This is a genomic window from Gemella haemolysans (assembly GCF_028308085.1).
GTDB lineage: Bacteria > Bacillota > Bacilli > Staphylococcales > Gemellaceae > Gemella > Gemella haemolysans_D.
Genome location: NZ_JAQMFS010000027.1, coordinates 43,183 through 55,587 on the forward strand (window position 1 = coordinate 43,183; position 12,405 = coordinate 55,587).

The 12,405-nt window shown below is 32.3% G+C and carries 10 protein-coding genes; 3 read left to right on the plus strand and 7 right to left on the minus strand.

The genetic code is table 11. The annotated features are described in order from the left end of the window. Window positions 1-31 precede the first annotated feature (31 nt). From secA to PNO30_RS01910, 5 genes are all read right to left on the minus strand, one after another. Window positions 32-2,596 carry a preprotein translocase subunit SecA gene (secA, locus tag PNO30_RS01890; protein WP_271986952.1) on the minus strand — a complete coding sequence of 855 codons (2,565 nt, stop codon included), beginning with the start codon at window positions 2,594-2,596 and terminating at the stop codon, window positions 32-34. Window positions 2,597-2,831: 235 nt separating this feature from the next. Beyond that, window positions 2,832-3,818, minus strand: coding sequence for a helix-turn-helix transcriptional regulator (locus PNO30_RS01895; RefSeq protein ID WP_271986953.1), 987 nt, complete (start codon window positions 3,816-3,818; stop codon window positions 2,832-2,834). Window positions 3,819-3,858: 40 nt separating this feature from the next. Continuing rightward, window positions 3,859-4,194: an HIRAN domain-containing protein gene (locus PNO30_RS01900; protein WP_102169689.1), complete on the minus strand. Its 336-nt coding sequence runs from the start codon at window positions 4,192-4,194 to the stop codon at window positions 3,859-3,861. Window positions 4,195-4,327: 133 nt separating this feature from the next. Beyond that, window positions 4,328-7,060: an isoleucine--tRNA ligase gene (gene ileS, locus PNO30_RS01905; RefSeq protein ID WP_048802730.1), complete on the minus strand. Its 2,733-nt coding sequence runs from the start codon at window positions 7,058-7,060 to the stop codon at window positions 4,328-4,330. Between the two features lie 388 nt (window positions 7,061-7,448). Beyond that, entirely contained in the window at window positions 7,449-8,093 is a 645-nt protein-coding gene (locus tag PNO30_RS01910) for a hypothetical protein (protein WP_048802729.1), read from the minus strand. Window positions 8,094-8,326: 233 nt separating this feature from the next. Here PNO30_RS01910 and PNO30_RS01915 point away from each other — a divergent pair, with 233 nt between their 5' ends. The 3 genes from PNO30_RS01915 to PNO30_RS01925 all read left to right on the plus strand — a co-directional run bounded on the left by PNO30_RS01915 (window position 8,327) and on the right by PNO30_RS01925 (window position 10,927). Beyond that, window positions 8,327-8,584 (plus strand): SemiSWEET family transporter, encoded by a 258-nt coding sequence (locus PNO30_RS01915; protein ID WP_271986955.1) that lies wholly within the window; start codon window positions 8,327-8,329, stop codon window positions 8,582-8,584. A 161-nt stretch (window positions 8,585-8,745) separates the two neighbouring features. Further along, window positions 8,746-9,795, plus strand: coding sequence for a PTS transporter subunit IIC (locus tag PNO30_RS01920; RefSeq protein ID WP_048802727.1), 1,050 nt, complete (start codon window positions 8,746-8,748; stop codon window positions 9,793-9,795). A 307-nt stretch (window positions 9,796-10,102) separates the two neighbouring features. Beyond that, complete coding sequence (locus PNO30_RS01925) at window positions 10,103-10,927, plus strand: lipoate--protein ligase family protein (protein ID WP_271986956.1); 825 nt, start codon at window positions 10,103-10,105, stop codon at window positions 10,925-10,927. Between the two features lie 90 nt (window positions 10,928-11,017). Here PNO30_RS01925 and PNO30_RS01930 read toward each other — a convergent pair whose 3' ends face one another. Together PNO30_RS01930 and PNO30_RS01935 are read right to left on the minus strand one after the other, a co-directional pair. After that, window positions 11,018-11,746 (minus strand): DUF554 domain-containing protein, encoded by a 729-nt coding sequence (locus PNO30_RS01930; protein WP_271966376.1) that lies wholly within the window; start codon window positions 11,744-11,746, stop codon window positions 11,018-11,020. A 1-nt stretch (window position 11,747) separates the two neighbouring features. Further along, window positions 11,748-12,401 carry a glutamate racemase gene (locus PNO30_RS01935; RefSeq protein ID WP_271986957.1) on the minus strand — a complete coding sequence of 218 codons (654 nt, stop codon included), beginning with the start codon at window positions 12,399-12,401 and terminating at the stop codon, window positions 11,748-11,750. Between the last annotated feature and the right edge of the window lie 4 nt (window positions 12,402-12,405).

The window sequence follows — 12,405 nt, forward strand, 5'->3', positions numbered from 1 at the left end:
CTAAAATAAGTCTCCTTCTTTATATAAGCTACTAATTAGTTTCTTTATCTTTTTGAGCTTTTAACTCTTTAATACGTTGTTTACGTTCTTCAATACGAGCTTTTTTCTCTTCACGAGAAGCACTCTTAACCGGACCACGAGCGATATGTTCTTTACTATCATTAGTTACAAGGTTCGTAGGTTCTTGTTTCATCTCGATTTCTTCGTGGCGTTCTACTCTAATACGCATTAAGTTAGTAACAACTTCAACTTGAATGTCATCAATCATGTCCTCGAACATTTGGTAACCTTCAGTTTTGTATTCACGAAGTGGATCAATTTGTCCATATGAACGTAGGAAAATCCCTTTTCTAAGTTGATCCATTTGGTCGATATGATCAGTCCATCTATCATCAATTGCATTAAGAAGAATGTATTTCTCGAATGAATTCATAGTTTCATCACCAAGTAACTCACGTTTCTCAGATAACTCTAAATTAATTCTATGTAATACTAATTCACGAATTTCATCATCAGACATTACATCTGAGTATTCACTCTCGGTAATAGGTTTTTGACCTAGGAACTTCTCGTTAAGTGATTTAATGATTTCTTCTGTTTCTTCTTTTTCACTGTGCGCTTCTAAGTTTTCAGTGATATATGCCATAGTTTTATCAACTGCATCACCGATCATTTCTTGAATAATATCAGTAACTACTTCGTTTTCTAATACTTCATTTCTTTCAGCATACATAATTTCACGTTGTTTACGTAATACATCATCATATTGAAGTACTTGTTTACGTGAGTCATAGTTGTTACCTTCAACACGTTTTTGAGCACTTTCTACAGATCTACTTACCATTCTACTTTCAAGTGGTGTATCTACATCTTTACCCATAATTTTTTGTAATCTATCAGCTCCGAAACGAACCATTAGCTCATCTTCTAGAGATAAATAGAATCTACTGTAACCAGGGTCCCCTTGACGTCCTGAACGTCCACGTAGCTGGTTATCAATACGACGAGATTCATGACGTTCTGTACCGATTACGGCAAGACCACCTAATTCACGAACACCATCACCAAGTTTAATATCTGTACCACGACCAGCCATGTTAGTCGCTATTGTTACTGAACCACGTTGACCAGCTTGTTTAATAATTTCTGCTTCACTTTCATTTTGCTTAGCATTAAGCACTTTGTGAGGTACTCCATATCTATATAATAACTTAGATACTAATTCACTCGTTTCAATAGAGACTGTACCTAAAAGAACTGGTTGTCCTTTGTCATAACGTTCTTTAACTTCTTGAGCTACCGCATTGAACTTAGCTTCCATGTTTGAATAAATATAGTCTGGTGCATCAATCCTTTGGATAGGTCTGTTTGTAGGAATAGTTGTTACAAACATGTTGTAAATATTTCTAAATTCCTCTTCTTCTGTTTTACCAGTACCTGTCATACCACTAAGTTTTTTGTACATTCTAAAGAAGTTTTGGAAAGTAATAGTCGCCATTGTTTTACTTTCTTTTTGAATAGGAACACCTTCTTTAGCTTCGATAGCTTGGTGTAATCCTTCAGAGAAACGACGACCAGGCATTGTACGACCTGTAAATTGGTCGACGATTAAGATCTCTCCATCTTCAGCAACTACGTAGTCAACATCTAAAGCCATTGTGTAGTTAGCTTTTAACGCTTGGTTAATGTGGTGAGTTAAATCAACATTTTTTAAATCATAAAGATTTTTTAATCCAAAGTAACTTTCAGCTTTATCAATACCATTTTCAGAAAGTTGAATAGCTTTAGTTTTAATATCTAAAGTATAATCTCCATCACTTCCATCTTCTTCCTCTGCTTTTTTCAGAGTTTTAACGAAAGCATTCGCTACTTGATAAAGTGAAGTTGATTCTTGTCCTTCACCAGAAATAATAAGTGGTGTACGAGCTTCGTCGATAAGAACTGAGTCAACCTCATCGATTACGGCATAGTTTAATGGACGTTGAACACGAGCTTCAACTGTTTTAACCATGTTATCTCTTAAGTAGTCAAATCCTAACTCATTGTTTGTTGAGTATGTAATATCAGCATTGTACGCTGCTCTTTTTTCTTCAGAGTTTAAAGAGTTTAAGTTAAGCCCAACAGAAAGTCCCATATAGTTATAGAAAACTCCCATTTCTTGAGCATCACGTTGAGATAAGTATTCGTTAACTGTAACAACGTGTACCCCTTCTCCAGCTAATGCATTTAAGTATACAGGCATTGTTGCAGTAAGAGTTTTACCTTCCCCTGTTCTCATCTCTGCGATATCCCCACGGTGAAGTGCGATACCACCCATGATTTGAACTTTATATGGTTTCATCCCTAAAGAACGGAATGCCCCTTCACGAGCTGCAGCAAATGCATCTACTAAAATTTTATCTAATATATCCGGTGTTTCTTTACCTTTTTCTTTTTGTTCTTGGATATACGCTTTAAATTCTTCTGTTTTATTTACTAATTGTTCGTCGCTAAGACTTGAATATTCTTCATCTTTAGCTAATACTTTATCAGCTAATTTTGATAAGCTTTTTACTTCTCTTCTGTTAGCATCAAATATTTTTCCTAAAATAGCCATTAACATTTTCCTTCCGACATATTTTTCTATTAAATGATTTTATAATCATATTATAATTCATCTCTTAATTATAACATTCATTTATCTTTAAAGCAACAACAATAACACGATTTTAAGTTGATATTAACTACGTTTTTTATCTAACTAATAAAGCTAAATGAATTTATATATTTTTTGATTTTAAACATACAAAAATTCTAGTAGAACTCCCTCTTAAAATTCTACTAGAGTTTTTTTATTTGTATTTTTTTAGTAAATTTTCTACTTTCTCAACATATAAATCTCGAACATTTTGAGGCGCTAATATTTCTATATCGTTACCTAAAGAGAAAATCCAACCTAAGAAATGACCACTACACATAACCTCTACTGAAGTTTGATAAATATCATCTTTTTTATGAATAATAATATCTTTTCCAAATCTATCAACGATTGCTCCTATTAATGATTCTTTAAACTCTAAAGTCACTTTTTCTAAAGTTCCACCATACATACCAAATATTTTCTTCGAATAACTAGATATATCTTCTTTTTGAAACTTTTCATGACCCACTCTGTCATCATTAGCAATAACAACATTTCGCATTTTATCAACACGATAATTTTTTATCAGCTCTGTCTTAGCATCAAAAGCAACCATATAGTAATTTTCATCATTCCATACAAGAGCGAATGGACTTACATTATAGACTTCACCATTTTTTCTATCAATCATCTGTTTTTTATAATTCCATTGCCAATAATTAAAATCAATTTTCTTATTTTCTGCAATTGCATTGTGAATTGCATCAACATTGTAATAAATATTTTCATTTATATATTTGTTTTCTTCGAAAGAATATACCTGTCTTTGAATTTTCTGAGCTTGTTTTTTACTCGCTAATTTCTTCAATTTTAAAATCAGGTCTCGTGATTTTTTTACAGTTAGAAACTTACTCGCCTGGATTACATCGATTAGCATCTTCACCTCAGCAAGCTCAAATTCTCTTTCCACTAATGCATAGATATTCTCACGACCATTCTTTTCAACAACAATATTAAATCCATAATCTTGTATTAATTCTATATCTTTATATAGAGTTTTTCTCTCAACAATAATTTCTTTTTTCAAGAGTAAAGTAGTTAATTCTTTCACACTTAAATAAGTATTTTCATCGCTATAGTCTCTTAATATTTCTAATAGGTACAATAGCTTTAATTTTTGATATCTTCCTTTTTCCATAAATTTTGCTCCTTATATACACATATGTATATAATAACAACTATTTACGAATTTTTCTATTACTTTTATGTATTTTCACATCTCTATTAACAACTTCTGCGATTACAGAACCTCCAGTAACAAAACAAACTTTTACAAAAAATTTATCTCCAACTTTATCGTAAATTCTTCCTGCACTTTTCGTACCTTTGGCAACAGTTCTACAAGAATTTCCTACATAGCCAACTTTACCGAAAGTTTTCATCATAACTTTAATAGCTTCTTCATCATAGTCGTTATCAAACTCTTTTTCACAACTGATAACATCTCCCACTTTAAAAATTTTATTTCCAAAATAGTGTTCCATCCCTGTAATTGTAATATAATCATTTTCCATTTTAATCACCTCTTCGTTTTGTGATTTAATTATAACAATCTATCTGTCCATTTTTTTGGACTCTATAAAATTTATTAAAAAAAATTAGAACTTAGATTAAATTTAACCTAAGTTCTATATGTAAGTTATTCTATTATTTGTTTAAGATGCTAGCACAACGTGGACATAAACCTTCTTCGTTTACTTCATCTACGATGTTCCAACAACGGTCACAACGATGTCCTTCTGCTTTAGTTACTTTAACAGTAGCAAGATCATAAGCTACACCATCGTTTTCTTTAACAGCAACTTTACTTACGATGAAGAATTGGTTTAAGTTATCAACAGAGTTTAATAACTCAACTACTTCTGCATCATTACTGTATACTTCAACAGCTGCTTCTAGAGATTTACCGATAACTTTTTCATTACGGCTTTCTTCTAATGCTTTATTCACATCATCACGAACTTCAAGAAGTTTATCCCATTTAGCTTCTAACGCAGCATCTTCGATTACGTTTTTAGCTGGGAAGTCAGTTAAGTGAACAGACTCAGCATCTTCGTATGGCATGTTGTCATATACTTCTTCAGCAGTGAATGAAAGAATTGGAGCAAGTAATCTAACAGATTTACTTAATACTGTGTAAAGAACTGTTAGCATACTTAAACGTTTGTGAGAATCTTCACCTTCGATGTAAAGGATGTCTTTACCATAATCTAGGTAGAATGAAGATAATTCAACGTTGAAGAAGTTGATTAATTCAGTAGTAATACTGTTAAATTGATAGTTTTCATAGTAATCTAATACTTTAGCAACAACTTTTTCGAATTTAAGAACCATGTATTTATCTAGTTCTTCAAGGTCTTCATACGCAACAAAATCAGTCTTATTGTTGAAGCTTCCGTTGAATAAGTTTCCTAGTAAGAAACGGAAAGTATTTCTTATTTTTCTGTATGTTTCAGATACTTGTTTTAATATATCTTTAGAGATACGAACGTCTTGAGTATAGTCAACACTTGCAGACCATAGACGGATAATTTCAGCACCTAATTCTTTACCTACATCGTTAGGAGAAATAACGTTACCTAATGATTTACTCATCTTGTTACCATTACCATCCATTACGAATCCAGCAGATACTAACTCTTTATATGGAGCTACTCCTGATACCGCTACAGAAGTGATTAGTGAAGAGTTGAACCATCCACGGTATTGGTCACTTCCTTCTAAGTATAAGTCAGCTGGGTAAGTTAAATCTTCACGAATTGCACAACATCCTTGGTGAGATGTACCAGAGTCGAACCATACGTCCATGATATCCATCTCTTTAGTGAATACTCCGTTTGGACTTCCTGGGTGAGTGTATCCTTCCGGTAATAATTCAGAAGCTTCTTTGTAGAACCAAACATTTGATCCTTCTTCTTCAAAGATTTTCGCTACGTGTTCGATTAATTCGATATCTAAAATTTCTTCTCCGTTTTCAGCGTAGAATACAGGAATTGGCACACCCCATACACGTTGACGACTGATTACCCAGTCTCCACGGTCACGAATCATGTTATATAATCTTGGTTTACCCCATTCACTGTAGAATTTAGTGTTGTCTACAGCTTCAAGTAATTCACTACGGAATGCATCAACAGAACAGAACCATTGTGGTGTAGCTCTGAAGATAATTGGTTTTTTACTTCTCCAGTCATGTGGGTATGAGTGAGTAATATCTTCTTGTTTTAATAATGCTCCAGTTTCATCTAAGTGCGCAATAATGTCTTTGTTCGCATCGAATACGAATTTACCAGCGAATTGTCCAGCTTCTTCTGTAAGAACACCTTGGTTATCAACTGGTGATAATACTCCAAGTTTGTATTGTAATTGACCAACAAGATAGTCATCAACCCCGTGTCCAGGAGCCGTGTGTACTAAACCAGTCCCTGAATCAAGTGTTACATAATCAGCTAAGATTACTGTAGATGTTCTGTCTAAGAATGGGTGTTGACATAGTAAGTACTCTAAGTCTTTACCTACTAATACTTCACCTGTTTCATAGTTTTCCCAACCGAATTTTTCAGCTAAGAATGCTACTCTTTCTTTAGCTACTAAGTAGCTTTCTCCGTTATATTTAACAACTTGGTATTCAAAGTCTGGGTGAACAGCAATACCTAAATTTGCAGGTAATGTCCAAGGAGTAGTTGTCCAAATAACAAACTTAGTTCCTTTTTCTACTGCACCATTTTCACTAACTAAGTCAAAAGCAACATAGATAGATGGTGAAGTGTGATCGTGGTACTCGATTTCAGCTTCAGCTAATGCAGATTCTGATGATGGTGACCAGTAGATAGGTTTTAATCCTTTGTAGATATATCCTTTGTCTACCATTTTACCGAATACACGGATTTGTTCAGCTTCAAATTTTGGATCTAAAGTTAAGTATGGGTTATCCCAATCACCTAATACTCCAAGTTTTTTGAAGTCAGCACGTTGTTTATCAACTTGTTTTAAAGCATAATCTTTACATTTATTTCTAAATTTATTAGCTGGCATAGATTTTCTATCAACACCATTGTTTACTAATACTTGTTCGATTGGAAGACCGTGAGTATCCCAACCTGGGACATATGGTGAAACAAAACCATTCATATTTTTATATTTAACAATAAAGTCTTTTAAGATTTTGTTTAATGCGTGTCCAATGTGAATGTTACCATTCGCATATGGAGGTCCATCGTGAAGTACGTATGAAGGTTTCCCAGCATTTTTTTCTAAAATTTTGTTGTATAAATCCATTTCTTCCCAACGTTTTAGGAATTCAGGTTCTTTATTTGGAAGATTTCCACGCATTGGAAACTTCGTTTTTGGCATTAATAATGTATCTTTTAATTCTACCATTTTTTCTCCTTTCAAAATAAAAAACTCTTAGTAAAAGTTATAGAGGGCGAAATGTATCCACGGTACCACCTCTTTTAACTCCTACCAAGAGCACTTGTTTGTTCTATTAAAATTATTACACAATAAAGTGATAACTCCTATGCTTCTATAAAACTTTCCACCTACCAGTTTCTCTCTAAAACTCCACATAGTCGTCTTGTCTTTATTTACGATATGTATATTATATTACATCAAGATAAAACTTTCAAGTCTTTTATGTGAATTTAATTTGAAATTATCTGAAAATATCATGAAATTAAAAAAAAGACTTTTAAAAACCTGCTATTAGAAAGACTCCATATGTAGAAGTTCTTCTAATAATTGTTCATTTTCAAAAGTCTAATATTTTTTATACTCTTCGATATGCGTTAAAATTCTCCGCAGCATATTTCAAGGCTTTTTCTCTACTAAGTGATGCAGTCACATTAATATTACTTTCAGTAACCTCTATATTATCAACAACAACTGGTAAGTCAAGTGATTTAATAGTAATAGTATTACCGTTAACCCCTGCGCCACTTCCAGTAAGTGCTTCTTTTAAATATTTTTCTAAAGCAAAATTTGGAATAGGCACCTTACCAATTTTAGCATCTTCCAATATTAAATCTACACTATTATTAGCACCAGTTACTTTTATATTAGTATTAATAATTGTATTCCAAGGTCCTAATTTAACAGGTAACTTTGCTTCAATATGATTATCGACCAGCTTATAGTTTCCATCTAGTAATTCCGAACTGGCTGGTACAGCATTCTTAAATATAGATAGAAATGTATTATTATTAATTTTCAATGATGTTTTAATATTTGAATCAACTAATTTAAGATTTGAAATAAAATCTTCATTTAGATCCTCCAACTTAATCTTAGCATCATGATTTGCTAATTTTTCTGAATTATTTATACTTTCACTTGGTGTTAACGCATATGTTGCTCCACCACCAAAAAGAGCTAATACTATTAATAACGCTAGTATTTTTCTTAATACTTTCATCTTTTAAAACTCCTTAGTTATTTTAAATTACATTATACTATAATATACCGAACTATACAAATCAAACTAAACAAACTATTTTCTCTATAAATATGTATCACTTCATGATTATATTTAATTTAAATCCTTTTCAATTATAATATTTAATAAGTTCACTTGAAATATCCTTTAATATATGTTAGTATATTTATATATGTTAGTATATTTCAATACTTTGAAAGGAGAAGGATAATATGAATACAAAATTTTTCAAAATACTTAGTTGGGTAGCAACATTCACAGCTATGCTAATGTATATATCATATATACCACAAATTTCAGAAAATATACACGGTCATAAAGGAGACTTTATTCAACCTTTCGTTGCAGGAATAAACTGTACTCTTTGGGTACTTTATGCTCTACTAGGAGAAAAACGTGATTGGCCAATAGTTATAGCCAACTCACCAGGCATAATTTTTGGATTTACAGCTGCATTTACAGCTCTATAATATTATTAATAAACTGGCTTTTTTTAAGTCAGTTTTTTTTTTTAATTTATTCCTAATTTATTATTTCAAAACTAGTAAATTTTAATGTACAAAATATATATTTTACGCTATAATAATTAGTAACCTTTTTAGGTAACGAATACATAAAGGAGATGATGTTTATGAAAGAGAAAATTTCTATTAAGAATTTTACTATGAACGTCCTTAATGGTATCGCCCTAGGAACAGTTCTATGTTTAGTACCAGGTGCCTTGCTTGGTGAACTACTTAAATATATAGGTAAGGTTTATCCTGCACTTGCGTTTTTATCATTATCAATAACAATTTCCAATGCTATGATAGGTTTAGCTTCAGGAATTATTATTGGATTATTCTTTAAATTTACTCCAGTACAAAGTGTATCTATAGGATTAGCTACTCTATTTGCGAGTGGTTCAATTATCCCTACTCCAGACAAAACAGGACTTATGTTAAAAGGTTCTGGAGATATCGTAACTATGATCTTTACAGCTGCATTAGCAACAATATTCATCCTTCTAATTGGAGATAAAGCTAAAAACTATGCTGTAATCATCCTACCTCCATTAACACTTGTTATTATCGGAGGTATTGGTAGATATACACTTCCATTCTTCTCTGGAGTAACTAAATTATTAGGAGATGGAATTAAACACCTACTTACATTACAACCTATCATTCTTACTATTCTTATCGCGATTATTTTCGCGTGTCTTGTAGTTTCTCCAATTACATCAGTTGGGGTAGCTCTCGCGATTAATATAGATGGAATAGCTTCAGGAGCTGCAAACCTTGGAATCTGTGCTTGTGGATTCACACTTGCAATAGCAGGATGGGCAGTTAACTCTAAAGGAGTTTGCTTCGCACACTTTATCGGATCTCCGAAAATCTCGATGGCAAATATTTTTGCTAAGCCAAAAATTATGTTACCGGTCGTTTGTAGTGCTGCTGTTTCAGGAGTATTCGCCGCAATACTAAACATTAAAGGTACATCGATGAGTGCTGGATTTGGATTCAGTGGTCTAGTTGGACCATTAGCACACCTTGCGACTACTGACGGAAGTGCTTTAGAAATATTAAAAGCAGCTATCGTCTTCGCACTAATTCCAATAGTTTCTGGTTTCTTCTTCGTAAAACTATTTACAAAAATTGTACCAATTATTAAACCAGAAGATTACAAACTTAACCTATAAAATAATTTGAGATGGGCTGACCCAAAAGTCCTAAATTTTAATAAAGTGTGTATGAGAACTCATAGACGCAGTGGCTTATTGATATCTAAATTCGCTTTACAAAAGCTTTTTAGATATCTAATAACCTGTGCGGGGTCGACTCGACAAAATCGATCTCTACGAAATCACGATTTTTGAGTCGCTCCCGTCTCCTTTTTTTATTTCCTAATCTAATTAAAGCCTTGCATAAATTAATCTCTTAAATTATAATGATAAAGTATTAATTTTTAAGTTATATATATTATCGACAAATTTAGAAGGAGTAGCTATGCTAGATCTTATTCGAAATAAAAAATTCAATGTCTATAAAACATTAAATATTGTAAATCCCCTAATACCTATTGCTACTGATGAAATGTTTTTACGTACAATTTCTGGGAATGATGAGTGTATTTTACACATGTACACACTACCGAACTCAGCAATAATTGGAGCTCCAGATACACGTGTTCCATTTTTCGACGAAGCATTATTCGCTTTTTATAGAAATAATATTATTCCAGCTGTTAGAAATATCGGAGGGCTAGGGATAATTTCAGATAAAGGTATATTAAATTTATCAATCATTATGAATAAACCAAAAGAAAACTTTTCAATTAATGAAGGTTATGAGCTAATGACAGATTTTATCAAAGCCGTCTTCCCAGAAGGTGCTAACAAAATTGAAGCTATTGAAATAACTAATTCATACTGCCCTGGTGATTATGACCTAAGCATAAATGGAAAGAAATTCGCTGGAATTGCTCAAAGAAAGATCAAAGATTCAGTAGTTGTTTCTATATACATCAGTGTATTTGGAGATCAACAAAAACGTGCTAACATAATGCATGAGTTTTACGATATCGGAATTAAAGACCAACAGATAAATTACAAATATCCAAAAATCGATCCGAACTGTATGGAAACATTAGAAAAACTTCTTCATAAAGAGTTTACTCTAGAGGATGTATATGAAAGAGTTGAAAAAGTACTTTATTCTCTAGACTGTGACCAAGTTGAAGGGGAATACACAGAAGAAATGATAGAAGAATACAACAGTATCTTCGAACAGGCAAAAGAAAGAAATGAAAGTTACTTAGAAGGAAAATGGTAACCTCAGCACTTTATGAAGTCAGAATCTAAAATAATAAACATAAAAAAAGCTAGTCAGAAACAAATTCTAACTAGCTTTATTTATATATATTTATAATAAATGTAAAATCACATTTACCCAAAGCCAACTAAATGGCATAACTAATATCATCGCAGGTACCATATCTACAACCGGAAACATCTTAAGTTTCAATATTCTAAATCCAGCTGCAACCATTAAGAAACCACCACACGCTTTAAAGTCATTAATCATTTCAGGTGTTGTCAGTGGAACTATTAAACCAGCTGATAAAAATAATAACGTAAAAATAACAAATTGTGGTACAGCTATTAGAGATACAATATACCCAAGATTACATGCAAAAATAGCAGCTGTAAAGAAATCCAGAATAGACTTCGTAATTAATAAACTAGGATCCCCTGTTATACCTTCACTAAGACTTCCATATATTCCCATTCCACTAGAACAAAATAACACAATAACCGTAATCAACGTAGCTAAAAATTCAGTCTCTGACATAGAAGTATTTGTTTTTGGAACAACTTTCACCATAAGTTTTTGCAATTTTGCACAAGCTCTATATACTAAATCTCCAAGATTAAAGAATAATCCTACCAATGTCCCTATAATAATCGCGAATATTACCGCTGGCATATATTTCATAAGTCCAATTGACGCTATTCCCATTCCCATTGAACAAAGTCCAAAAATCATATTTAATTGTTCTTTATACTTTTCTGGTAACTTATCTCCTAAAAGAGCTCCAGCTATCCCCCCTAAGAATATAGCAATCGTATTAATCATTATTCCTATTGGCATTCTATATATCCTTTCTCTTTAAACTCTCTATCATAAATACTCCTACATCAATAATGTGAAGGTTAGTAATTTTTTCAAGTTCTTTTTTGATATAAGGAAAATGAGTACATCCAAGAACAACTGCTTCTACATTAGTCAATTCGAAATAATTAAACAGTGTCTTAAAGTTGAAATCATCAACTATTTGTTCAGGTTTATTTCCTTCTTCTATCGCTTTAACAAGCTCCAACATCGATAATCCTAATACACGTAGACGTGGATTCGATACATAAAGATTGTTCTCAACACCCGTAAGACCATGAGAGTTAGCCGCCATTACAGCAAGATACTTATACTCAAGACCTAGATTTCTATACATTTGCATAGGAGTAATAATAGAAATATTCATTTTTTCTGCCAATCTATCGAAATCGACAACAGAACTAAGTGAATTACAATATACAAAGATTACGTCGCAACCTTTCTCTTTTAATTCATCAATAATCTTTACAATAATATTTTCACGTTCTTCATCTTCTAACGCTTGAAACGTAGTTTGTTCTACTGGATTATTAGAAATCGGTACTAAAACTACATCATCATAACCATATGAATTTAGTAACTCAGCACCTAATTTCGAATCAATCGGTGTTCCAGCCATAACCGCTATTTTCATTAAA

What these genes read in the sequence shown, in the direction of transcription:
- PNO30_RS01915 (WP_271986955.1), top strand. Translation starts at nt 8,327, where the DNA reads ATGAATACAAAATTTTTCAAAATACTTAGTTGGGTAGCAACATTCACA.
- PNO30_RS01900 (WP_102169689.1), bottom strand. Translation starts at nt 4,194, where the DNA reads ATGGAAAATGATTATATTACAATTACAGGGATGGAACACTATTTTGGA.
- secA (WP_271986952.1), bottom strand. Translation starts at nt 2,596, where the DNA reads ATGGCTATTTTAGGAAAAATATTTGATGCTAACAGAAGAGAAGTAAAA.
- ileS (WP_048802730.1), bottom strand. Translation starts at nt 7,060, where the DNA reads ATGGTAGAATTAAAAGATACATTATTAATGCCAAAAACGAAGTTTCCA.
- PNO30_RS01920 (WP_048802727.1), top strand. Translation starts at nt 8,746, where the DNA reads ATGAAAGAGAAAATTTCTATTAAGAATTTTACTATGAACGTCCTTAAT.
- PNO30_RS01925 (WP_271986956.1), top strand. Translation starts at nt 10,103, where the DNA reads ATGCTAGATCTTATTCGAAATAAAAAATTCAATGTCTATAAAACATTA.
- PNO30_RS01895 (WP_271986953.1), bottom strand. Translation starts at nt 3,818, where the DNA reads ATGGAAAAAGGAAGATATCAAAAATTAAAGCTATTGTACCTATTAGAA.
- PNO30_RS01930 (WP_271966376.1), bottom strand. Translation starts at nt 11,746, where the DNA reads ATGCCAATAGGAATAATGATTAATACGATTGCTATATTCTTAGGGGGG.
- PNO30_RS01935 (WP_271986957.1), bottom strand. Translation starts at nt 12,401, where the DNA reads ATGAAAATAGCGGTTATGGCTGGAACACCGATTGATTCGAAATTAGGT.
- PNO30_RS01910 (WP_048802729.1), bottom strand. Translation starts at nt 8,093, where the DNA reads ATGAAAGTATTAAGAAAAATACTAGCGTTATTAATAGTATTAGCTCTT.